This window comes from Pseudomonas sp. Larv2_ips, assembly GCF_963879675.1.
Taxonomy (GTDB): Bacteria; Pseudomonadota; Gammaproteobacteria; order Pseudomonadales; family Pseudomonadaceae; genus Aquipseudomonas.
Genome location: NZ_CAWOAW010000006.1, coordinates 64,188 through 87,559, shown reverse-complemented (window position 1 = coordinate 87,559; position 23,372 = coordinate 64,188). Strand labels below are relative to the sequence as shown.

At 61.2% G+C, this 23,372-nt stretch carries 20 protein-coding genes; 8 read left to right on the top strand and 12 right to left on the bottom strand.

Going from position 1 to position 23,372, the window contains the following annotated elements:
• Positions 1-115: 115 nt before the first annotated feature.
• On the top strand, positions 116-1,612 hold the full coding sequence (locus AACV02_RS01710) for a YifB family Mg chelatase-like AAA ATPase (RefSeq protein WP_106575835.1): 1,497 nt from the start codon (positions 116-118) through the stop codon (positions 1,610-1,612).
• Positions 1,613-1,820: 208 nt separating this feature from the next.
• Here the strand turns inward: AACV02_RS01710 and AACV02_RS01705 are convergent, their stop codons facing one another.
• Positions 1,821-2,399, bottom strand: a complete 579-nt coding sequence (locus tag AACV02_RS01705) for a TetR/AcrR family transcriptional regulator (RefSeq protein ID WP_119737251.1) — start codon at positions 2,397-2,399, stop codon at positions 1,821-1,823.
• A gap of 113 nt (positions 2,400-2,512) precedes the next feature.
• On the opposite strand from AACV02_RS01705, the gene AACV02_RS01700 reads away from it, so the two are divergent.
• Entirely contained in the window at positions 2,513-3,427 is a 915-nt protein-coding gene (locus AACV02_RS01700) for an ABC transporter six-transmembrane domain-containing protein (RefSeq protein ID WP_177410054.1), read from the top strand.
• A 3-nt stretch (positions 3,428-3,430) separates the two neighbouring features.
• Here AACV02_RS01700 and AACV02_RS01695 read toward each other — a convergent pair whose 3' ends face one another.
• Both AACV02_RS01695 and AACV02_RS01690 read right to left on the bottom strand, forming a co-directional pair.
• Positions 3,431-5,407 (bottom strand): methyl-accepting chemotaxis protein, encoded by a 1,977-nt coding sequence (locus AACV02_RS01695; RefSeq protein ID WP_119737249.1) that lies wholly within the window; start codon positions 5,405-5,407, stop codon positions 3,431-3,433.
• 177 nt (positions 5,408-5,584) lie between these two features.
• Positions 5,585-6,505: a LysR substrate-binding domain-containing protein gene (locus AACV02_RS01690; protein ID WP_119737247.1), complete on the bottom strand. Its 921-nt coding sequence runs from the start codon at positions 6,503-6,505 to the stop codon at positions 5,585-5,587.
• A 136-nt stretch (positions 6,506-6,641) separates the two neighbouring features.
• Between AACV02_RS01690 and AACV02_RS01685 the strand changes: the two genes are divergently transcribed.
• Positions 6,642-8,045 (top strand): NorM family multidrug efflux MATE transporter, encoded by a 1,404-nt coding sequence (locus tag AACV02_RS01685; RefSeq protein ID WP_119737244.1) that lies wholly within the window; start codon positions 6,642-6,644, stop codon positions 8,043-8,045.
• 138 nt (positions 8,046-8,183) lie between these two features.
• On the opposite strand, the gene AACV02_RS01680 is transcribed toward AACV02_RS01685, so the two are convergent.
• Positions 8,184-9,848 carry a putative bifunctional diguanylate cyclase/phosphodiesterase gene (locus AACV02_RS01680; protein WP_106575841.1) on the bottom strand — a complete coding sequence of 555 codons (1,665 nt, stop codon included), beginning with the start codon at positions 9,846-9,848 and terminating at the stop codon, positions 8,184-8,186.
• Between the two features lie 269 nt (positions 9,849-10,117).
• Between AACV02_RS01680 and rep the strand changes: the two genes are divergently transcribed.
• Together rep and AACV02_RS01670 are read left to right on the top strand one after the other, a co-directional pair.
• Complete coding sequence (gene rep / locus AACV02_RS01675; protein ID WP_053258644.1) at positions 10,118-12,127, top strand: DNA helicase Rep; 2,010 nt, start codon at positions 10,118-10,120, stop codon at positions 12,125-12,127.
• 58 nt (positions 12,128-12,185) lie between these two features.
• Positions 12,186-12,758: a xanthine phosphoribosyltransferase gene (locus AACV02_RS01670; protein WP_094948722.1), complete on the top strand. Its 573-nt coding sequence runs from the start codon at positions 12,186-12,188 to the stop codon at positions 12,756-12,758.
• Positions 12,759-12,908: 150 nt separating this feature from the next.
• On the opposite strand, the gene AACV02_RS01665 is transcribed toward AACV02_RS01670, so the two are convergent.
• The 6 genes from AACV02_RS01665 to dadA form a co-directional block, all read right to left on the bottom strand.
• The gene (locus AACV02_RS01665) at positions 12,909-14,831 is read right to left on the bottom strand and encodes an acetyl-CoA hydrolase/transferase C-terminal domain-containing protein (protein ID WP_119737242.1); all 1,923 of its coding nucleotides are present in this window, start codon (positions 14,829-14,831) and stop codon (positions 12,909-12,911) included.
• 133 nt (positions 14,832-14,964) lie between these two features.
• A complete protein-coding gene (locus AACV02_RS01660) occupies positions 14,965-15,381 on the bottom strand; it encodes a c-type cytochrome (protein WP_099488297.1) in 417 nt (138 codons plus the stop codon).
• A gap of 182 nt (positions 15,382-15,563) precedes the next feature.
• Entirely contained in the window at positions 15,564-16,112 is a 549-nt protein-coding gene (locus tag AACV02_RS01655) for a cupin domain-containing protein (RefSeq protein ID WP_106575843.1), read from the bottom strand.
• Between the two features lie 116 nt (positions 16,113-16,228).
• Positions 16,229-17,302 (bottom strand): alanine racemase, encoded by a 1,074-nt coding sequence (alr, locus tag AACV02_RS01650; RefSeq protein ID WP_119737240.1) that lies wholly within the window; start codon positions 17,300-17,302, stop codon positions 16,229-16,231.
• 80 nt (positions 17,303-17,382) lie between these two features.
• Complete coding sequence (locus tag AACV02_RS01645; protein WP_016970573.1) at positions 17,383-17,736, bottom strand: RidA family protein; 354 nt, start codon at positions 17,734-17,736, stop codon at positions 17,383-17,385.
• Positions 17,708-19,009, bottom strand: coding sequence for a D-amino acid dehydrogenase (gene dadA, locus AACV02_RS01640; RefSeq protein WP_106575845.1), 1,302 nt, complete (start codon positions 19,007-19,009; stop codon positions 17,708-17,710). The genes AACV02_RS01645 and dadA overlap by 29 nt, the downstream gene beginning before the upstream one ends.
• 156 nt (positions 19,010-19,165) lie before the next feature.
• Here dadA and AACV02_RS01635 point away from each other — a divergent pair, with 156 nt between their 5' ends.
• On the top strand, positions 19,166-19,654 hold the full coding sequence (locus AACV02_RS01635) for an Lrp/AsnC ligand binding domain-containing protein (RefSeq protein WP_003176896.1): 489 nt from the start codon (positions 19,166-19,168) through the stop codon (positions 19,652-19,654).
• Between the two features lie 126 nt (positions 19,655-19,780).
• Here the strand turns inward: AACV02_RS01635 and AACV02_RS01630 are convergent, their stop codons facing one another.
• The gene (locus tag AACV02_RS01630) at positions 19,781-20,134 is read right to left on the bottom strand and encodes a YkgJ family cysteine cluster protein (RefSeq protein ID WP_003176897.1); all 354 of its coding nucleotides are present in this window, start codon (positions 20,132-20,134) and stop codon (positions 19,781-19,783) included.
• Between the two features lie 115 nt (positions 20,135-20,249).
• Between AACV02_RS01630 and AACV02_RS01625 the strand changes: the two genes are divergently transcribed.
• Positions 20,250-21,542 carry an NAD(P)/FAD-dependent oxidoreductase gene (locus tag AACV02_RS01625; RefSeq protein ID WP_106575847.1) on the top strand — a complete coding sequence of 431 codons (1,293 nt, stop codon included), beginning with the start codon at positions 20,250-20,252 and terminating at the stop codon, positions 21,540-21,542.
• Here AACV02_RS01625 and AACV02_RS01620 read toward each other — a convergent pair whose 3' ends face one another.
• Positions 21,543-21,767: a DUF1127 domain-containing protein gene (locus AACV02_RS01620; RefSeq protein WP_106575848.1), complete on the bottom strand. Its 225-nt coding sequence runs from the start codon at positions 21,765-21,767 to the stop codon at positions 21,543-21,545.
• 165 nt (positions 21,768-21,932) lie between these two features.
• On the opposite strand from AACV02_RS01620, the gene AACV02_RS01615 reads away from it, so the two are divergent.
• Positions 21,933-23,357: an aminotransferase-like domain-containing protein gene (locus tag AACV02_RS01615; RefSeq protein WP_119737238.1), complete on the top strand. Its 1,425-nt coding sequence runs from the start codon at positions 21,933-21,935 to the stop codon at positions 23,355-23,357.
• The last annotated feature ends 15 nt before the right edge of the window (positions 23,358-23,372 follow it).

The window sequence follows — 23,372 nt, the reverse complement described above, 5'->3', positions numbered from 1 at the left end:
TTGCTCTACGTTGCGTTCTGGATACGTTCTGTAAAACCTCCCCCGCCTCGCTCTTCGCCACCTCGTCTACCCTTGAAAAACCCGCAGGAAGCGGCCCTCCACTCAAGGAACGAGCATGTCCCTCGCCATCGTCCACAGCCGCGCCCAGATTGGCGTCGAAGCCCCTGCCGTCACGGTTGAAGTGCACATGGCCAATGGTCTGCCATCCCTGACACTGGTGGGTCTGCCGGAAACCGCCGTCAAGGAAAGCAAGGACCGCGTGCGCAGCGCCATCCTGAACTGCGCGCTGCAATACCCAGCCCGGCGCATCACCCTCAACCTCGCGCCCGCCGACCTGCCCAAGGACGGCGGGCGTTTTGACTTGGCGATTGCCTTGGGCATCCTGGCTGCAAGCCTGCAGGTGCCGTCGTTGATGCTGGATGACGTGGAATGCCTGGGCGAATTGGCACTGTCCGGCGAAGTACGCGCAGTCAAAGGCGTGTTGCCGGCAGCGCTGGCAGCCCGCAAGGCCGGACGCACCGTGATAGTGCCGCGGGCGAATGCCGAGGAGGCGTGCCTGGCCTCTGGGTTGAAAGTGATTGCGGTGGATCACTTGCTGCAAGTGGTGGCGCACCTGAATGGGCAGGTGCCGATCGAGCCCTATAAGTCCGATGGCCTGCAGTACTTGAACAAACCCTATCCAGACCTGAGCGAAGTACAAGGCCAACTGGCGGCCAAGCGCGCGCTGCTGATCGCTGCAGCGGGCGCGCATAACCTGCTGTTCAGCGGGCCGCCCGGCACCGGCAAGACCTTGCTGGCCAGCCGGCTGCCGGGGTTGCTGCCGCCGTTGAGCGAGCAGGAAGCGCTGGAAGTGGCGGCGATCCAGTCGGTGGTCAGCCTCGCACCACTGAGCCATTGGCCGCACCGGCCGTTCCGTCAGCCACACCACTCGGCCTCGGGGCCGGCGCTGGTGGGCGGCGGGTCAAAACCGCAACCGGGGGAAATCACCCTCGCCCACCACGGCGTATTGTTTCTGGATGAGTTGCCGGAGTTCGATCGCAAGGTCCTGGAGGTGCTGCGCGAACCGCTTGAATCGGGACACATCGTCATTTCCCGTGCGCGCGACCGAGTGAGTTTCCCGGCACGCTTTCAACTGGTGGCGGCCATGAACCCCTGCCCTTGCGGGTATATGGGCGAACCGAGTGGGCGCTGTCGGTGTACGCCGGAGCAGATTCAGCGCTATCGCAACAAACTTTCCGGCCCCCTGCTGGACCGGATCGACTTGCACCTTACCGTCGCCCGGGAAACCACAGCACTAAACCCGACCCAGCCGCCTGGCGATAACACGGCGAAGGCCTCGGCACAGGTGGCCGACGCCCGCGAGCGCCAACTCAAGCGCCAGGGTTGCGCCAATGCCTTTCTGGATTTGCCAGGGTTACGCAAACACTGCCAATTGGCGAAAGCCGATGAAGGCTGGCTGGAAAGCGCCTGCGAGCGGCTGACGCTGTCGCTGCGCGCGGCACATCGCTTGCTCAAGGTGGCGCGCACGCTGGCAGACCTTGAGCGGGTTGAGAATATCGCTCGGCATCACTTGGCCGAGGCACTGCAATATCGGCCTGCGGCGGTCGGTTAGCCTGAGGCCAGCATCAGCCCTAGCAGTGAACGGGCTTCTTGTAGCGAGCTGGCTTGCCCAGCGTTGGGCTGCGCAGCAGCCCCAGAAATTGGCGACGCGGTCTAACAGCTGAAACATGGCAGCCGGACTGGGACCGCTTCGCACTCCAACGCGGGACACGCCCGCTCGCCACGCAGGAATGTGGTGGCCGCCAAAAGTGCGCGGAGGCCTAAGCGGTGAAATCCAGCAACAGCCTCGCCACTTCCATGACTTCATCCAGCACCGCTTCTGCCGACGCGGTAGAAGGATTCAGCATCAGGTCATCGGCATACCCCATCGCCATGGCGAAGATCTGCCGGGCTGCGCGTTGGGGCGCATCACAGCGGAAAACGTTGGCAGCGACGCCGCGCTCGATCACCTCGGCAAGCATGCCCTGCCACTGCGCGTTGATCACCAGGTACGCCTGGGCCATCTGCGGGTCGTGCATCGCTTCGTCCCAGGCATCCAGCCACAGCGCCCAGCCCGCGTCGGCCGTGCACGGCAGGCAGTCGCGCAAGAAACCCGCCAGCGCCTCAAGCGGTGCCACGCCCACCAGCGGCGCACGCACTTGCTCCAACTGTTCATTGGCAAAGCGCACAAAGGCCTCCCGGCGCAGTTCATTCCAATCGCTGAAGTAGTGGTAAACGTGGCTGCGCGACAGGCCGGCATGTTCGGCCAGGTCGCGGGTGGACACATCGGCAAACCCTTTGTTGCGAAACAGCTCCAGGGCGGCGGCGATGATCTGGTCTTTACGGTCGATACGCGACATTCGGCATTTCCCTCAGGCGTCGGAAGATGAGTGGCGCTTGCTTTTTGAGCGGTCGCTCAAGGATACTTGAGCAGTCGCTCAATAATAGCGTCTATCACTCCTTTGGTGCACCCATGTCATCCGTCACCCCACAAATCCTGATTGAAGAAAGCAAGAAAATCGGCCAACAGTCCGCCAGCCAGACGCTCAAGGCAATCGCCCGCGCATATCCCGGCAAGCTCTTTTGCACGCTGTCGCTGGTCGCGTTGGAAAATGCGCTGCTGCTGGCCTACCCGCTGTTTGCCGGGTTCGCGGTGGATTCGATCATCCGTGGCGATGCCGCCAGCGCGCTGTTTTACGCCGCGGTGGTTTTGGCATTCTGGGTGGTCGGGGCGGCACGCCGTGCGCTGGACACGCGCACCTTCACGCGAATCTACGCCGACCTCGCGGTACCGGTGATTCTCAACCAGCGCCTGCAAAACCACAGCACCTCGCGCGCGGCGGCGCGGGTGGTATTGGCGCGGGACTTTGTGGACTTCTTCGAAAAACACGTGCCGATCATCGCCACCGCGCTGGTTTCGATCGTCGGCGCGGCGGTGATGTTGCTGGTGATCGAGCCGTGGATCGGCCTGGCGTGCCTGAGTGCATTGCTGTTGTGCACCACCTTGCTGCCACGGTTTGCGCGGCGCAATCAGCAGTTGCATGAACGCCTGAATGACCGCCTGGAGAAGGAAATCGGCCTGGTGGAAAAGGTCGGTGCGCACACCTTGCAGCGCCACTATCAAGTGCTGTCGCGCCTGCGCATCTGGCTGTCAGACCGCGAGGCCGCCGCGTTCCTGTTTATCGGCACGCTGGCAGCCCTGCTGTTTGTGGTCGCCATCAGCCAGTTGGCGTTGTCGCCGGCGGTGAAGGCCGGCCACGTGTACGCAGTGATGACCTACCTGTGGACCTTCGTCAGCAGCCTGGACGAGGCGCCCGGTATGGTCGATCAACTGGCGCGCCTCAAAGACATCGGCAAACGCGTAGACCCGGGCCTGGGCGAGCGCTAAGCCTCAACGAAACCGATCAACCTCATGCCGCAAACCCGCCGCCAGGGTTTCCAGCTCCTTGGCGGTAACGGCCAGGTTCGACACCACTTCACGCTGCTCGCTGTTGGCCAGCGCAATGCTTTGCAGGTTGCTGCTGAGCAAGGTCGCGGTGCTGCTCTGCTCTTGGGTTGCCGTGGTAATTGCCGCAAATTGCTGACCGGCCGAGCGGCTTTGCTCGTCGATACGCGCCAGGGCTGAAGCCACGTCGGCGTTGCGCGACAGGCCTTCCTGCATCAACGTATTGCCGTGTTCCATGGTGCTGATGGCATTACCGGTTTCCTGCTGAATGCTCTGGATCATCCCGGAGATTTCATCAGTAGCCTGGCGGGTGCGCGAGGCCAGGTTGCGCACCTCGTCGGCGACCACGGCAAAACCACGGCCTTGCTCACCGGCGCGGGCGGCTTCGATGGCCGCGTTGAGCGCCAGCAGGTTGGTCTGTTCGGCAATCGAGGTGATCACACCCACGATCCCGCCGATTTCCTGTGAGCGCTGGCCCAAGGTATTGATCACCGTGGCCGTGCTGTTCAGCGCGGTGGCGATATGTTCCAGCGACGACGAGGCCTCCTGCATCGAGGTGCGGCCGATGCGCGTTTGCTGGGCGTTTTCCTGGGCCAACCGCTCGGTGTTGCCCATGTTGTCGGCGATGTTCAGCGACGTTGCGCTGAACTCTTCTACCGCGCCGGCCATGCTGGTGATTTCGCCGGACTGCTGCTCCATGCCTTCATAGGCGCCACCCGACAAACCGGACAATGCCTGGGCACGGCTGTTGACCTCTTCGGCGGCCTTGCGGATATGCGAGACCATGGTCGACAGCGCTTCACCCATCTGGTTGAAGCTGCGCGCCAATTGGCCGATTTCGTCATTACTGGACACATTGAGGCGCGCACTCAAGTCACCCGCGCCGAGGGCTTCGGCTTGACGCACGAGGTCACTCAAGGGCTGCAACTTGCTGCGCAACAGCCACACCGCCGCGCCCACCGCGAACAACATTGCCAACACGCTGCCAATCACCAGGCGAATACCAACGGCCCAGGTCACCTCGCGAATTTCGGATTTCGGCATGCTCGCCACCACCGACCACGGGCCGCCTTCAAACGGCACCGAGACGCTGTAGAAATCTTCGTTTTTGTCGCTCCAGAAACGCCCCTCGCCCGGTTTTTTGGCCAGGTCGAGCATCACCGGTACCGCCTGGTCCAGTGCCTGCACGCCGGCCGGTGGCACCAGCCAGTGCTTCTGTTCGTCCAGCAGCGCAAGGGAACCCGTCTGGCCGATACGGAAGCGCTTGAGGTTTTCAAACTGGGCGTTCTGGGCATCGGTGTAGTCGAAACCGACAAACAGCACCGCAATCACTTTGCCGCCGGCATCGCGCACCGGTGTGTATTGGGTCATGTAGGAGCGGTCGAACAGCACGGCGCGGCCGACGTAACTTTGCCCGGCAAGCAGGCGTTGATACGCCGGATGCTGGTGGTCCAGCGCCGTACCGATGGCGCGGCTGCCGTCTTGTTTGGTCAGGGAGGTGCTGATGCGGACAAAGTCTTCGCCGCTGCGCACAAACACGGTGGCCACGCCGCCGGAGGTGTCCTTGAATTCATCGACCTCATCGAAATCGTTGTTCAACAGGTCGTTGCCCAGGAACAGGCTCGGGGTTTGCACACCCGCCACTGCGACCTGCTGCTCGCCGCGCACACTCAACCCCGCACCGAAGCGCTTTTCAAACAGCCCGCTCAAACGCTGGGTACTTTCGCGCAAGGTGCTGTGGAAGGTATTGAGTTGGTCGGCGAGCAAACGCGCTTCGCTGGCCAGGTGTTCCTCGCGGGTGTCGAGGTTGGCGGAGTCGAGCGACCGCAAGGCGAAAACCGTACTGCCGCTGATGACGACAGCCAGTATCACGGCTAATGCGAGGCCTAACTGGGAGGCAATCCGAGCGCGAGGTTGAGACATGACAGCTCCTGGCCGAGGCCAGGATCATCCTGATCTCATAGCGCTACTCGGCAAATTATCTAGTGGGAAACGTTGGTGCACGGTAGTTCCAACACACCTTATTCGGCGGGCGCGGGGAATACTTGAGCGATTCACAGGGGTATCGCGCAAACGATTGCACAAAAGGCCGGTGACGCTTCAGTCAAGGCGCTCGACCTGGGGCAACTCCATGGCCTTGACCTCACCTTGAAGAAATTCCGCCAGGCGCCTTAAACGCTCGCCACCAGGGCGGGTTTTCGGCCACACCAGGTAGTAATTTTCGCCACTGGCCACGGCGGTCGGCCACGGCAGGCTCAATCTTCCCTGGGCCACGTCTTCGGCGACCATCAGCAAATCGCCCATCGACACCCCGTAACCCCGTGCTGCGGCGATCATGCCCAGCTCAAGCGTGTCGAACACCTGCCCGCCCTTGAGCGAGACCTGAGATGCAAGCCCCATGCGCTGCAGCCAATTGCGCCAGTCGCGGCGGTCGGGCGTGGGGTGCAGCAGCTCAGCGCACGCCAGACGCGTTACGTCCCACGGCCCGTCTGTCAGCAGGTTGGGGGCGCCCACGGGGATCAGCAGTTCGGGGAACAGGTAACTGGCTTCCCAGTCCGCCGGAAAATGCCCATAACTCAGCAACACCGCGCAGTCGAACGGCTCCTGGTTGAAGTCCACTTCGTCCACGCTCATCCACGCACTGGTCAGTTGCACCTCGTTGCCCGGCTGCAACGCCCGGAAGCGGCTGAGCCGCGCCAGCAACCAGCGCATGGTCAGGGTCGACGGCGCTTTCATGCGCAGGATGTCGTCTTCGGCATTCAGGGTGTGGCAGGCCCGCTCCAGCGCAGCAAAACCCTCGCGCACGCCGGGCAGCAGCAAGCGCGCCGCTTCGGTGAGCTGCAGGTTGCGGCCGCTGCGCTGGAACAGGCGGCAGGCAAAATGCTCTTCGAGTGTGCGGATATGCCGGCTGACGGCACTTTGCGTGATCGACAGCTCCTCTGCCGCGCGGGTAAAGGAGTTGTGCCGTGAAGCGGCCTCAAACGCGCGCAAGGCGTACAACGGAGGAAGACGACGTGGCATAGGGAACCTCCGACAGAGCAAGACCAAACCCTACCATGAGTTTTAATCATGCGAACGATCGCTTTTATCCTTTTGTGTAATGCGTTGGGAGCGCCGAGAATCAACCCCTCCCCAACCCTCTGACTTTTTGAGCGTGATGACCATGCAGCATCCGGTGCGTACTGAACTCTGGGCCATTCTGCGGCTGTCGGGGCCGTTGATTGCCTCACAGTTGGCGCACATGTTGATGGTGCTGACCGACACCCTGATGATGGCCCGCCTGAGCCCCGAAGCCCTCGCCGGTGGCGGCCTGGGCGCGGCGAGCTATTCGTTTGTGGCGATTTTCTGCATCGGCGTGATTGCTGCAGTCGGCACGCTTGTGGCCATCCGCCAAGGCGCGGGCGACATCGAAGGCGCCACCCGCCTGACCCAGGCCGGGCTGTGGCTTGCCTGGCTGATGGCATTGGTGGCCGGCTTGCTGCTGTGGAACCTCAAGCCCGTATTGCTGATGTTTGGCCAGACCGAAACCAACGTGCACGCGGCGGGGCAATTTCTGACCATCCTGCCGTTCGCCCTGCCCGGCTACCTGAGCTTCATGGCCTTGCGCGGCTTTACCAGCGCTATCGGCAAAGCCACGCCGGTGATGGTGATCAGCCTGGGCGGCACGGTGCTCAACTACTGCCTCAACCACGCCTTGATAGAAGGCATGTTCGGCCTGCCGAAACTGGGATTGATGGGAATTGGCCTGGTCACCGCGATTGTCGCCAACAGCATGGCTTTGGCGCTGATGTGGTACATCCGCAGTAACCGGGCTTACGCCGCCTACCCGCTGAGTTCAGGCCTGCTGCGCCTCAACACCCTGTATCTGCGCGAGCTGTGGCGCCTGGGCTTGCCGATTGGCGGCACCTATGCGGTGGAGGTCGGCTTGTTTGCCTTCGCGGCGCTGTGCATGGGCACCATGGGCAGTACGCAACTGGCGGCGCATCAGATTGCCCTGCAAATCGTCTCGGTAGCGTTCATGGTGCCAGCAGGAATGTCATACGCGATCACCATGCGCATCGGCCAGCATTACGGCGCCGGACAGTTGCTGCAGGCGCGCATGGCCGGGCGTGTCGGCATCGGATTCGGTGCGGCAGTGATGTTGGGATTTGCCACAGTGCTGTGGCTGTTTTCCGATGCGCTTATCGGGCTGTTCCTCGACCATAACGATCCGGCCTTCCATGACGTAATCGTCCTGGCCGTCAGCCTGCTGGCCGTGGCGGCCTGGTTCGAATTGTTCGACGGTGTGCAGACCATCGCCATGGGCTGCATTCGTGGGTTGAAGGACGCCAAGACGACCTTTCTGGTGGGCTTGGGTTGCTACTGGCTGATCGGCGCGCCGGCGGCGTGGTTGATGGCGTTCACCCTCGGCTGGGGGCCGACCGGTGTGTGGTGGGGTCTGGCGTTGGGCCTGGCCTGCGCGGCCGTCAGTTTGACCTGGGCGTTTGAGGCGAAGATGAAGCGGATGATTAGGCGGGAGCCGGAAATTCGTGCTGAGTTTCAAGCCATGCAACCCGACTAGAGACTGTACTCGTTCAATGTGGGAGCTGGCTTGCCTGCGATGGCATCACCTGGTTATGCCTGACACACCGAGGTGTCTGCATCGCAGGCAAGCCAGCTCCCACACAAGCCAGCTCCTACAGTTGATTGGGTTCGCACTTCAACCCAGCAAAGCCTGCTGGCTCTTGCCAAACGTCAAATACTCCACCAATTCCGGCAACGGCAACGGCTTGCTGATCAAATAACCCTGCGCCTGGTCGCAACCGAACAAGCGCAACAGCGCCAACTGCTCGGGCGTTTCCACGCCTTCAGCCACCACTTCCAGGTTGAGGTTGTGCGCCAGGTTGATCATGGCGTGCACCAGCTTGCGGTTCTCTTCGCGCTCTTCCATGCCGCCGACAAAGCTCTTGTCGATCTTCAACAGGGCAATCGGCAGGCTGTTGAGGTGCACGAACGACGAGAATCCAGTGCCAAAGTCATCCAGGGAAAACCGCACGCCCAGGCGGCCGAGGGCGTCCATGGTTTGTTTGACCAAGTCACTGCGGCGCATGACGGCGGTTTCGGTCAATTCGAACTCCAGCCACTGCGCTTCCACGCCACGCTCGGCAATCAGCCGGCTGAGGGTCGAGAGCAGTTGGCTGTCCTGGAACTGGCGAAACGACAGGTTGACCGCCATGTGCAACGGCGGCAGGCCGCGTTCGCGCAGGTCTTGCATGTCGCGCAGGGCACGGGAGATCACCCAGTAGCCCAGCGGCACAATCAGGCCGCTCTGTTCGGCCAGTGGCACGAACTCGCTGGGTGGCAACAGGCCGCGTTCGCCATGGCGCCAGCGCACCAAGGCTTCCAGGCCGACAATATGCCCGTCGTCCAGGTCCAGGCGCGGCTGGTAGTGCAGTTCCAGCTCGTCGCGGCGCAATGCGCGGCGCAGTTCACTTTCCAGGTCGGCCAGGCTGCGCGCGTTGCGGTTGATGCGTTCGTTGAAGATATGAAAGGTGCAGCCTTGCGTACTTTTGGCTTGCTGCATGGCGATGTGCGCGTGCCACATCAGTGGGTCGGCGCCAGCACGCGCGCGGGCATGCGCCACGCCCAGGCTGCAGCCGATCAACAGGCTTTCGCCATCCACCCAATAGGGTTCGGCCATGGCTTCGGTGATGCGTTCGGCCATCCATTCGGCACGCTGGGGCGCGCGGCGCGTATCGATCAGCAGGGCGAACTCATCGCTGCCCAGGCGCGCCAACTGGTCCCCGGCTTCGAGCTGGCTCTTGAGGCGCGAAACCACTTGCAGGATCAACCGGTCGCCGGCCTGGTGGCCTAGAGCGTCGTTGGCATGGCGAAAGTTATCGAGGTCAAGGTGGCCGAGCGCCAGGCCGCGGCCTTCGTTTTCAACCAGCCGCGCCGCCAGCAGGGTCTGGAAACCCTGGCGATTGGCGATCCCGGTGAGCGGGTCCTGTTCGGCCAGGCGCTGCAAGGTGGTCTCCAGCACGCCGCGCTCGCGGACATGGCGCAGGCAGCGGCGCAATGTATCGGCATCCAACACCTCACGGATCAACCAATCGCTGACACCCAGCGGGGAAACCAGCGGTTCCTGCTCCAGCAGCAATACGCACGGCAGGTTGCAGCGGCCAGGGCCGGGTTGCAGGCTGGGCGTGGTTAATAACACGGCCGTGTGGTCGTCATCGAACAGACGACTCACCGAGTCCCAGTTGGGCGCACTGATCAGCACAGCCCCATCGCCCATCGGCGCCAGGCACTCGCGCAACAACGCTGCCCACGCTGGCTCATCGGCCAGTAGCAGCAAACGCAAGGGTTCGACAGGCGTAGACAAGCTAGCTCCCTAGACTCTGCAAAATTTCGTTGGCGGCGGGCATTATGACGCGCGGCCTGATAATCACCAATGATAAGGGTTATCAAATACGCTGGCTGTAAGCATTCGTCCCGATCTTCAAGGACAGAAGGCCCCCACATCCTGCGGCAAAGTATCAAAACCGGCAAATTTAGATCGAGTGGTACGTCACACTGTCGTTCTGTGAGAGCAGAATCCTGCGAGCCTGTTAAAATGCCCGCCCTTTTGAACAACGACTCCCTGAATTCTGTATGTCCCGACTCAATCCCCGGCAGCAAGAAGCCGTGAACTACGTCGGCGGCCCTCTATTGGTGCTCGCCGGCGCAGGCTCCGGCAAGACCAGCGTGATTACCCGCAAGATCGCGCACCTGATCCAGAACTGTGGCATCCGCGCCCAGTACATCGTCGCCATGACCTTTACCAACAAGGCGGCGCGCGAAATGAAAGAGCGTGTCGGCACGCTGCTCAAAGGCGGCGAAGGCCGTGGTCTCACCGTGTGTACCTTCCACAACCTGGGCCTGAACATCATCCGCAAGGAGCATGCGCGGCTGGGCTACAAGCCCGGTTTCTCGATTTTCGACGAAACCGATGTGAAGTCGCTGATGACCGACATCATGCAAAAGGAATACGCAGGCGACGACGGCGTGGATGAGATCAAGAACATGATCGGCGCCTGGAAAAACGACCTGATCCTGCCGCCCCAGGCCCTGGAAAACGCGCGCAACCCCAAGGAACAGACCGCCGCCATCGTCTACACCCACTACCAGCGCACGCTCAAGGCGTTCAACGCGGTGGACTTTGACGACCTGATCCTGCTGCCGGTAAAGCTGTTCGAGGAACACGCCGACATCCTCGAAAAATGGCAGAACAAGGTCCGCTACCTGCTGGTGGACGAGTACCAGGACACCAACGCCAGCCAGTACTTGCTGGTAAAAATGCTGATCGGCACGCGCAACCAGTTCACCGTGGTGGGCGACGACGACCAGTCGATCTATGCCTGGCGCGGTGCGCGCCCGGAAAACCTGATGCTGCTCAAGGACGACTACCCGTCCCTGAAAGTGGTGATGCTGGAGCAGAACTACCGCTCCACCAGCCGTATCCTGCGTTGCGCCAACGTGCTCATCTCCAACAACCCCCACGAGTTTGAAAAACAACTGTGGAGCGAGATGGGCCACGGCGACGAAATCCGCGTGATCCGCTGCCGCAATGAAGACGCCGAAGCCGAGCGCGTGGCCGTGGAAATCCTCAGCCTGCACTTGCGCACCGACCGCCCCTACAGCGACTTTGCGATCCTGTACCGCGGCAACTACCAGGCCAAGCTGATCGAACTGAAATTGCAGCATCACCAGGTGCCGTATCGCCTGTCGGGCGGCAACAGCTTTTTCGGACGCCAGGAAGTCAAAGACCTGATGGCTTACTTCCGCCTGATCGTGAACCCGGACGACGATAACGCCTTCCTGCGCGTGATCAACGTCCCACGCCGGGAAATCGGTTCGACTACGCTGGAAAAGCTCGGCAACTACGCCACGGAACGCAAAATCTCGATGTACGCCGCCACCGACGAAATCGGCCTGGGCGAGCACCTGGACACACGCTTCACTGACCGCCTGTCGCGCTTCAAGCGCTTCATGGACAAGGTGCGCGAGCAGTGCGCCGGCGAAGACCCGATCAGCGCGCTGCGCAGCATGGTCATGGACATCGACTATGAAAACTGGCTGCGCACCAACAGTTCCAGCGACAAAGCCGCGGATTACCGCATGGGCAACGTCTGGTTCTTGATCGAAGCGCTGAAAAACACCCTGGAAAAAGACGAAGACGGCGAAATGACCGTCGAAGACGCCATCGGCAAGCTGGTGCTGCGCGACATGCTCGAGCGCCAGCAGGAAGAGGAAGACGGCGCCGAAGGCGTGCAGATGATGACCTTGCATGCCTCCAAGGGCCTGGAATTCCCCTACGTGTTCATCATGGGCATGGAAGAGGAAATCCTCCCGCACCGCTCCAGCATCGAAGCCGACACGATCGAAGAAGAACGGCGCCTGGCCTACGTGGGCATTACCCGCGCGCGTCAGACGCTGGCCTTCACCTTCGCCGCCAAGCGTAAGCAATACGGCGAAATCATCGACTGTGCCCCCAGCCGGTTCCTCGACGAGCTACCGCCGGACGATCTGGCCTGGGAAGGCAATGACGACACCCCGACCGAGGTGAAGGCCGTTCGCGGCAATACCGCCTTGGCGGATATACGCGCGATGTTAAAGCGCTAGAATCGACTACTTTTTAATCTACTTTCGGCGCACACCGCGCCATTAGAGGAAGCTTTCCGTGGAAGCACTGCACAAGAAAATTCGCGAAGAAGGCATCGTGCTTTCCGATCAGGTACTCAAGGTCGACGCCTTTCTGAACCACCAGATCGACCCGGCGCTGATGAAACTGATCGGCGACGAATTCGCCGAGCGCTTCAAGGACTCGGGCATCACCAAGATCGTCACCATCGAGGCCTCGGGCATTGCGCCGGCGATCATGACCGGCCTGAACCTGGGCGTACCGGTGATTTTCGCGCGTAAGCAGCAGTCCCTGACGCTGACCGAGAACCTGCTGTCGGCAACGGTGTACTCGTTCACCAAGAAGGTCGAAAGCACTGTGGCGATCTCGCCGCGCCACCTGACCAGCAGCGACCGCGTGCTGGTGATCGATGACTTCCTGGCCAACGGCAAGGCGTCCCAGGCGCTGATCTCGATCATCAAACAAGCCGGCGCGACCGTCGCAGGCCTGGGGATTGTGATCGAGAAGTCGTTCCAGGGTGGCCGTGCGGAGCTGGATGCGCAGGGTTATCGGGTTGAGTCGCTGGCGCGGGTGAAGTCGTTGGCCGGTGGTGTGGTTACTTTCATCGAATAATCGATAACACCCCAAATATTTGGGGTGGGCGCAACTCAAAATGTGGAAGGGGGCTTGCCCCCGATAGCAGTGGGTCAGCCGACACATTGGGTGACTGATACACCGCAATCGGGGGCAAGCCCCCTCCCACAGTTGGTTTCGAGGTGTTTTTTAGTGTGCGGTGGCCTGTAGACCGGCGAGCAGCAAACGCTGGTACAGATCCTCTTTCAACCCCTCCGGCTGATCCAACCGCATCCGCTCCAGATGCTTGGGAAACGCCTCCGGCTCCGGTGCATCCAGCGCCGCCTTGCCCAACTCCAGAATCTCGGTCAGCTTGAATTTGCTCTTGAGCCAATTCAGCGCGCGCAGCAGATCCTTCTCCTCATCCGTGAAGTCAGTGCCCAGCGGATACTCCGGAAACAGCCGGTGATGCCGCGCCTGAATACCCTTGAGCCGCTCCGGCGTATTGTCGGCAAAGCGCGGGTCCAGCTCGAAGTCCTTGGGCAGCTTGCCGGCCTTTTGCGCCTGTTCGATCAAGTCGTTTTGAAAGCGCGAGTCGGTGATATTCAGCAGCGCCTCGATCACCTTGGCATCTGTCTGCCCACGCAAATCGGCAATCCCGTACTCGGTGATGACGATATCGCGCAGGTGCCGAGGAATGGTGCAGTGGCCGTACTCCCAGACGATATTGGAACTGACCTCCCCGGCCGACTCGCGCCAGCTGCGCAGGATCAGGATCGAACGCGCGCCTTCTAGTGCATGGCCCTGGGCAACAAAGTTGTACTGCCCGCCGACGCCGCTGAGCACGCGGCCATCTTCCAGCTGATCGGCCACACCTGCGCCGAGCAAGGTCACCATGATTGCGCTGTTGATAAACCGCGCGTCCAGGCGTTGCAGGCGCTTGAGCTCTTCCTGGCCATACAGCTCGTTGATGTAGCTGATGCGAGTCATGTTGAATTCGAGACGCTTGGCGTGAGTCATTTCCTGCAAGCGCTGGTAAAAACTGCGCGGCCCGAGGAAGAAACCGCCATGGATCGACACGCCGTCAGGTTGCGCCGCGTCATCCAGCATGCCGGCATTGGCTTGCGCCTGGGTCGCCACATCCGGGTAAACCTTGCGCCGGATAATGCCGGCGTCAGCCAGTACCAGCAGGCCGTTGACGAACATTTCGCTGCAGCCATACAGGCCACGGGCAAAGGGCGACACACCGCCTTCGCGGCTGATCAGGGGCGCCCACTGATACACATCAAGGTCGGTGAGCAGCAGTCGATAGGCCTCGTTATCCGCCTGGCGCGCCAGTAAGGCGGCGGTCAGCGCGTCGCCCATGGAGCCGATACCGATCTGCAACGTGCCGCCATCGCGCACCAGGGTGCTGGCATGCAGGCCGATAAAGTGGTCCTGAAAACCCACCGGCATGTTCGGCGTGGAGAACAGTGTGGTGCTGTCCTTTGCGTCAATCAGGTAATCGAACGCGTCCATGCCCAGTTCAGCATCGCCCGGCATGTAGGGCAGATCGGAATGCACTTGGCCAACGATCAGGACGGTTTCGCCAGCATCGCGACGCTTCTCGATCATCGGCAGCAGGTCGAGTGTGATGTCGGGGTTGCAGCTCAAGCTCAGGCGATCCGGATGCTCAGTGCTGCTGGCCACCAGTTGCGCCACCAGATTCAGGCCGGCGGCGTTGATGTCGCGCGCCGCGTGACTGTAATTGCTGCTGACGTAATCCTGTTGCGCCGATGCGCTGTGGAGCAGGCTGCCGGGCTGCATGAAGAACTGCTGCACGCGGATGTTCGCGGGCAGACTGTCCTTTTGCAGGTCGGCAAGAAAATCCAGCTCGGGGTAGTCGCCAAAGACGCGTTCGATGAAGGGCTCGAGAAAGCGCTTCTGCAAACCATCGCCCAAGGTCGGACGACCCAGGGCCAGCGCGGTGTAGATTGTCAGCGCGCGCTCCGGCAACTTGGCGATACGCCGGTACAGCGCATTGACGAACAGGTTGGGCTTGCCCAGGCCCAGCGGCATGCCCATGTGGATATGCGCGGGCAAGCGCGCCAATACGTCGTCAACTGCTTGCTCGATTGAACACAACTGCACCATCCGACCCTCCTGACATTCCATGATTAGGGGTTGGACCGAGCTTGCCGGGTCTTTGCTGCAATGAACAGTCTCGAAGTACAAATCCCAGGCACAAAAAAGCCGCTGGGCAGCGGCTTTTTTGGCGAAGATCGGTCTACTTCAAACCCGACATCTTCTCGATCGCACCTTTAAGCTCGGCATCCGAGCAATCGGCACATGTGCCTTTGGGCGGCATGGCGTTCAAGCCGGTAATCGCCTTGGCCAGCAGGCCATCGAGGCCGCCTTGGTGGTCGGCACGGTCTTTCCACGCCGCGGTGTCACCAATTTTCGGTGCGCCCAACAGGCCGGTGCCGTGGCAGGCGTTGCAGTGCTTGGCGATCACGTCATCCGGTGTTTTTGCACCGCCGCCGCCACCGGCTGCCACCGCCACTTCCATACCTTTGCATTCCTGGCCCTGAACACAGACTTGGCCGACAGGCTCCAGGCGCTTGGCAATTTCATCATTGGTCGCAGCTTGAGCGCTGACAGCCCATAGGGCCAGTACGGTTGCTGGTGCAGCCAGCATTTTCATAATTAGGTTCACGCGTTCACCCTCAATGGTGGCTATTCACGCCTGCGGCCACGGTTTCGCAGGCGGCGAAAGTATAACGGTTAGCCCGTCCGGCCGAAACAACCCTATTAAATAAAGGGAGATTCAGCCCTGCGGAATACAGCTACGGGTGTGTCTGCAACGCTGGCAGCACGCCTCTTGTGTCAAAAGTTCGCGGGTGTGGCTGCGCTGATTAGTCGCGCCGGCACATCGAACGGGTTGCGAAAACGATGGGGCTTGGTGCTTTCAAAGTAGTAGCTATCGCCGGCTTCGAGCACAAAAGTTTCAAGACCGACCACCAATTCCAGGCGACCTTCCACCAGAATCCCGGTTTCCTCGCCTTCGTGGGTGAGCATTTCTTCGCCAGTGTCGGCGCCCGGCGGGTAAATCTCGTTAAGAAACGCAATCGCCCGGCTCGGGTGTGCGCGGCCCACGAGTTTCATGGTGACGGCGCCGTCCGATATGTCGATCAGCTCATTGGCTTTATAGACGACCTGGGTCGGTTTTTCCTGGAGGATCTCCTCGGAAAAGAATTCGACCATCGACATGGGAATGCCGCCCAGCACCTTGCGCAAGGAGCTGATCGAGGGGCTGACACTGTTTTTTTCGATCATCGAAATGGTGCTGTTGGTGACACCCGCGCGCTTGGCGAGCTCGCGCTGGGAAAGACCCTTCAGTTTACGGATGGATTGCAGTCGTTCGCCGACGTCCAATGCAGGAGCCTCCTAGGATTCAGGCTTTGTTGTAATTGAGCGTTATCATGGCGACAGCGTTCAGTATTTACAACACTTGGGCCTAAATCCCGGCCGGCTTCACTCGTAGGCAGCGCTTAGGCCCCGCAATAGAGCCTTGGCACGCGGCGCAGGTTGCAGAAGATCTGATAGGGAATGGTCTCGGCAGCAGTCGCAACGTCGCTGGCGAGAATAGTTTTGCCCCACAGCTCCACGGTGGAACCGAGCCCGGCCTGCGGCACGTCGGTGAGGTCGACACACAGCATGTCCATGGATACGCGGCCCAGCAACTGGCTGCGCTGGCCCGCCACCAACACCGGTGTGCCGGTTGGCGCGTGACGTGGATAGCCATCGGCGTAGCCCATGGCGACCACGCCGATCCGCATCGGTTTGGGTGTGATGAACTTGGCGCCGTAGCCCACCGGCTCGCCGGCCGGCAGTTCGCGCACGCAGATGACCTTGGATTCCAGCGTCATCACCGGCTGCAAGCGCGCGGCGATGGCCTGATCTTCACCAAACGGCGTGGCGCCATAGAGCATGATGCCTGGGCGCACCCAGTCGCTGGACACGTTCGGCCAGCCCATCACGGAAGGCGAGTTGCGCAGGCTGACTTCGGCCGACAAACCTTGGCGCGCCGCCTCAAACACCGCCACTTGTTCATTGCTGCGTACACAGTCGAGCTCGTCGGCACGGGCGAAGTGGCTCATCAATACGATTTTCGCCACTTTACCGCTGGCCAGCAGGCGCTGATAAGCCTCGTGGTAATCCTTGGGATGCAGGCCGACACGATGCATGCCCGAATCCAATTTGAGCCAGATGGTCAGCGGCTTGCTCAACCGGGCCTGCTCAATCGCGTCCAACTGCCACAGCGAATGCACCACGCACCACATATCGTGCTCGATAATCAGCGGCAGCTCGTCAGCTTCAAAAAAGCCTTCCAGCAGCAATACCGGCGCGCGAATCCCGGCGGCCCGCAGCTCCAGTGCCTCTTCGATGCAGGCCACGGCAAACCCGTCGGCCTCGGCTTCCAGCGCCTGGGCCACGCGCACGGCGCCATGGCCGTAGGCATCGGCCTTGACCACGGCGAGGGCCTTGGCCCCCGTGACTTCACGGGCCAGTTGGTAATTGTGGCGCAGGGCTTGGAGGTCGATCAGGGCACGGGCAGGACGCATGGCGGCAGGCTTCTAGGCGGCAGAGTGAAGAAAAAACCGGCACCGACCAACAGCGTCGGCACCGGGAGAGGGATCGTTGTTTAGGGCAGCGCGGCCACGACGGACAGCTCTACCAGGATTTCCGGTTCGCACAGCTTGGCTTCAACCGTGGCACGGGCCGGGGCAACGCCTTTAGGCAGCCACTTGTCCCACACCGCATTCATGCCGGCGAAATCGGCGTCGATGTCTTTCAAGTAGATCGTCACCGACAGCAGCTTGGATTTGTCGGTGCCGGCCAAGTCCAGCAAACGCTCGATATTTGCCAGGGTCTCACGGGTCTGCTTTTCAATCCCGGCACTCATGTCGTCGCCGACTTGCCCTGCCAGATACACGGTACCGCTGTGAACAACGATCTGGCTCATGCGCTCATTGGTGAGCTGGCGCTGGATTGACATGTTTTGCGGACTCCTGGTGGTTGCCGTAACGGGAAATATCGAGGCCTTCGGCGCTGATCTGCGGGGTTTTCTTCGCCATCAGGTCGGCCAGCAAACGACCAGAGCCACAGGCCATGGTCCAGCCAAGTGTGCCGTGCCCGGTATTGAGGAACAGATTCTTGAAAGGCGTGGCGCCGACAATCGGCGTGCCGTCGGGCGTGGTCGGGCGCAGGCCGGTCCAGAACGTGGCTTCGGTCAAATCGCCGCCCTGAGGATAAAGGTCGTTGACGATCATCTCCAGGGTTTCACGCCGGCGCGGGTTCAGCGACAGGTCAAAACCGGCGATTTCAGCCATACCGCCGACGCGGATGCGATTGTCGAAACGGGTGATCGCAACCTTGTAAGTCTCGTCCAGAATGGTCGAAGTCGGCGCCATCGCCGGGTTGGTGATCGGCACGGTCAGCGAGTAACCCTTGAGCGGGTACACCGGTGCCTTGATCCCCAGCGGTTTGAGCAGTTTCGGCGAATAGCTGCCGAGGGCCAGTACATAACGGTCCGCGGTTTCCAGCTTGCCGTCGATCCACACGCCGTTGATGCGGTCGCCTGCGGAGTCGAGGCGCTGGATGTCCTGGTCGAAGCGGAACTCAACGCCCAGTTGCTTGCACATGTCGACCAGGCGCGTAGTGAACATCTGGCAGTCGCCCGTCTGATCGTTCGGCAGGCGCAGCGCGCCAGCAAGAATATCCGTGACGCTGGCCAGGGCCGGCTCGACGCGGGCGATACCGGCGCGGTCGAGCAGCTCGAACGGTACGCCAGACTCTTTGAGCACGGCGATGTCTTTGGCCGCGCCGTCCAGTTGCGCCTGGGTGCGGAACAATTGCGTCGTGCCGAGGCTGCGGCCTTCGTAGGCAATGCCGGTTTCAGCACGCAGTTCGTCGAGGCAGTCGCGGCTGTACTCGGACAGGCGCACCATGCGCTCTTTGTTCACTGCATAGCGGCTGGCGGTGCAGTTGCGCAGCATCTGCGCCATCCACAGGTATTGATCGATATCGGCGGTGGCCTTGATCGCCAGCGGCGCGTGGCGCTGCAGCAGCCACTTGATCGCTTTGAGCGGAACGCCTGGGGCGGCCCAGGGCGAGGCGTAACCAGGCGAGACCTGGCCGGCGTTGGCGAAACTGGTTTCCATGGCAGCGGCTGGCTGACGGTCGACCACGACGACTTCAAAGCCGGCCCGCGCCAAATAGTACGCACTGGTCACACCAATGACGCCGCTACCCAAGACCAGAACGCGCATTTTTATATCCTCATCGCGGGCTTGGCCGCTGACGTGTGTTATTCGAGCAATGATGAGCGCAGTATAAAAAGCTATTGCCAGTGCATTTCACTATATAAATGCCTATATTTGGCGACAATTCTCGGCAAAAACCCTTTTGACAGAGGCGTATCCCCTATGCGTACCAACACCCAGACCAAGCGGGAGCTGGACAAGATCGACCGCAATATCCTGCGCATCCTGCAAACCGACGGGCGCATTTCGTTTACGGAACTGGGGGAAAAAGTCGGGCTGTCGACCACGCCGTGCACCGAGCGCGTACGCCGACTTGAACGCGAAGGCATCATCATGGGCTACAACGCGCGGCTCAATCCGCAGCATTTGAAGGGCAGTTTGCTGGTATTTGTCGAGATCAGCCTCGATTACAAGTCCGGCGACACCTTTGAAGAATTCCGCCGCGCCGTGCTCAAACTGCCCCATGTGCTGGAATGCCATTTGGTGTCGGGAGACTTCGACTACCTGGTGAAGGCACGGATTTCCGAGATGGCCTCGTACCGCAAATTGCTCGGCGACATCTTGCTCAAGTTGCCCCATGTGCGCGAATCAAAGAGCTATATCGTGATGGAAGAGGTGAAGGAGAGCTTGAACCTGCCGATCCCGGATTGAACTGCCACAAAGCGGTCAATTGTGGGAGCAGGCTTGCTCGCGAATTTGGTGTATCAGCCCGCGCATTTTTCACTGACCCGCTGCATTCGCGAGCAAACGCTCCCACATTTGGAGTGAGCACATTCGCTAGACCAAGACTTGCCGGGTGCTGGCCATGTATTCGTGAATTTGCTTCTCAACCCGCGGATGAATCAACTCCACCGGCCCCCGCCCATTGGGGCACGGCAAGGTCTTGGTGGTACCAAACAACCGGCAGATCAGCGGGCGTTCGTCGTACACCGTGCAGCCATTGGGCCCAAGGTGCACGCAGTTCAGCTCGTCCATGGCGGCGTCCTGCTCGGCTGCGGTCTTGCGCGGCAGGCGCGACATTTCCTCGGGCGAGGTCGTCACCGGCCCACAGCAGTCGTGGCAACCCGGAACACACTCGAACGAAGGAATCTGCCTACGCAGCGCGCTGATTTTCTGACTGTTGCAACTCATCGAAACACATACCGGACGGCGAATAGGCGTGGATTCTGACGCAAAACGCCCTGCGCAGACAGCTTCGTCCGACCGCTGTATCCTGCGTCAAATTTTCCAAACAGGGATGCTCCCCATGACCGCCAGCGCCCGGCACACCGCTTCCTACTACGCCGCCAGCAGCGTCCCACAACCCGATTACCCGGCGTTGACGGGCGAAGTCAGCGCCGATGTGTGCGTAATTGGCGGCGGTTACTCCGGGCTCAACACCGCCCTGGAACTGGCCGAACGCGGTTACAGCGTGGTGCTGCTGGAGGCGCGCAGGATTGGCTGGGGCGCCAGTGGTCGTAACGGCGGCCAGCTGATTCGCGGCGTCGGCCATGGCCTGGACCAGTTTGCCAACGTGATCGGCACCGACGGCGTGCGCCAGATGAAGTTGATGGGCCTGGAAGCCGTGGAGATCGTGCGCGAGCGCGTCGAGCGCTATCAGATCCCCTGCGACCTGACCTGGGGTTACTGCGACCTGGCGAACAAACCTCAGCACCTGCACGACCTGGCCGAAGATGCCGAAGAACTGCGCAGCCTCGGCTATCGCCATGAAGTACGCCTGCTGCAAGCCAACGAGATGAGCAGCGTGATCGGTTCCGACCGCTACGTGGGCGGCATGATCGACATGGGCTCCGGGCATTTGCACCCGCTGAATCTGGCCCTCGGCGAAGCCGCCGCCGCGCAGAAGCTGGGCGTGAAGCTGTTCGAGCAGTCCGAAGTGACACGCATCGACTACGGCCCTGAAGTGAACGTGCACACCGCCCTTGGCAATGTGCGCGCCAAGACCCTGGTGTTGGCGTGCAATGCCTACCTCAATGGCCTCAACCCCTACCTGAGCGGCAAAGTGCTGCCCGCCGGCAGCTACATCATCGCCACCGAGCCGTTGAGCGAAGCCCAAGCCGCCCATCTGCTTCCCCAGAACATGGCCGTCTGTGATCAACGGGTAACGGTGGATTACTTCCGGCTGTCCGCCGACCGCCGCCTGTTGTTCGGCGGTGCCTGTCACTATTCCGGACGTGATCCGCAAGACATCGGCGCCTATATGCGCCCAAAAATGCTCAAAGTGTTCCCCCAACTGGCCGACGTGAAGATCGACTACCAGTGGGGCGGCATGATCGGCATTGGCGCCAACCGGTTGCCGCAAATCGGCCGGTTGGCGGATCAACCCAACGTGTATTACGCCCAGGCCTACTCGGGGCACGGCCTGAATGCCACGCACCTGGCGGGTAAGCTGCTGGCCGAGGCGATCAGTGGCCAGCAGCAGGGTCGTTTCGATCTGTTCGCCCAAGTACCGCATATCACCTTCCCCGGCGGCCAACACTTGCGCTCGCCGTTGCTGGCGCTGGGGATGCTCTGGCACCGCCTCAAAGAGCTGGTTTGATCAATCACGCCAGAACGGCTTCAGGCCTTCCTGGCGCGCTTGTTCGGCGGTCAGCCCGACGTCGCGCAATTGCTCGCGAGTCAGGTGCAGCAAGGCTTTGCGAGTGTGGCGGCGGTGCCAGAACAAACGCCAGCGGTTGATCTCCCGTGGCGCCGTCGCGCGCTCTTGCCCCGCCTGCAATTCCTGACTGTGTAACATCAGACGCACATCGCTCATGCCGCTCATTTTGCTGCCCCTCAGTTGCTTGTTGCCATGAGTGACTAGCCTGAGCGCAACGGCAATACCATGACAGATTCAACGCACCTTTATTAAATCCATACAGATACTGCCCATGACCGCCTGAATCCTGTATTTTCCGCCTATCTGTACTGGTCCTCGGGAGCGACCGCCATGACCCTTTACGTCAACCTTGCCGAATTACTGGGCACTCGCATCGAACAGGGCTTCTATCGTCCCGGCGATCGCTTGCCGTCTGTGCGCGCGTTGAGCGTTGAACATGGGGTTAGCCTGAGCACCGTGCAACAGGCCTACCGGTTGCTGGAAGACAACGGCCTGGCGATGCCAAAACCCAAGTCCGGCTACTTTGTACCGGTTGGGCGCGAGCTGCCGGCGCTGCCCGAGGTAGGCCGCCCGGCCCAGCGGCCGGTGGAAATTTCACAGTGGGACCAGGTGCTGGAACTGATTCGCGCGGTGCCACGCAAAGATGTCATACAGATGGGCCGGGGCATGCCGGATGTATTGTCGCCGACCCTGAAACCCTTGCTGCGCAGCCTGGCGCGCGTGAGTCGCCGCCAGGATCTGCCGGGGCTGTATTACGACAACATCCTCGGCTGTATGGAATTGCGTGAGCAAATTGCACGCCTGTCATTGGATTCCGGCTGCCAGCTGACGGCCGAAGACATTGTGATCACCACCGGTTGCCACGAGGCGCTGTCCGCCAGCATCCACGCGATCTGTGAGCCGGGCGATATCGTCGCGGTGGATTCGCCAAGCTTTCACGGTGCCATGCAGACCCTGAAAGGCCTGGGCATGAAGGCTCTGGAAATCCCCACGGACCCCATCACCGGCATCAGCCTTGAAGCGCTGGAACTGGCGCTGGAACAGTGGCCGATCAAGGTCATCCAGCTAACGCCCAACTGCAACAACCCCTTGGGCTACATCATGCCGGAGGCACGCAAACGTGCGTTGCTGACCCTGGCCCAGCGCTTTGACGTGGCGATCATTGAAGACGATGTGTATGGCGAATTGGCCTACAGCTACCCTCGCCCGCGCACGATCAAATCCTTCGATGAAGACGGCCGCGTGCTGCTGTGCAGCTCGTTCTCGAAAACCCTGGCGCCCGGTTTGCGCATTGGCTGGGTAGCGCCCGGTCGCTACCTGGAGCGGGTGCTGCACATGAAATACATCAGCACCGGTTCCACCGCGACCCAACCACAGATCGCGATTGCGGAGTTCTTGAAAAATGGCCATTTCGAACCGCATTTGCGGCGGATGCGCACTCAATACCAGCGCAATCGCGACCTGATACTCGACTGGGTCAGCCGCTATTTCCCGACCGGCACACGGGCCAGCCGGCCTCAAGGCAGCTTCATGTTGTGGGTCGAGCTGCCGGAGGGCTTCGACACGCTCAAGCTCAACCGCGTGTTAGTGGAGCAAGGCGTACAGGTGGCGGTAGGCAGTATCTTTTCCGCTTCCGGCAAATACCGGAACTGCCTGCGCATGAACTACGCTGCCAAACCGACCCCGCAAATTGAAGACGCAGTACGCAAAGTCGGCGCCGCCGCGATCAAGATGCTCGCCGAGACGCCAGACTGACCTTTCGCCGGAATT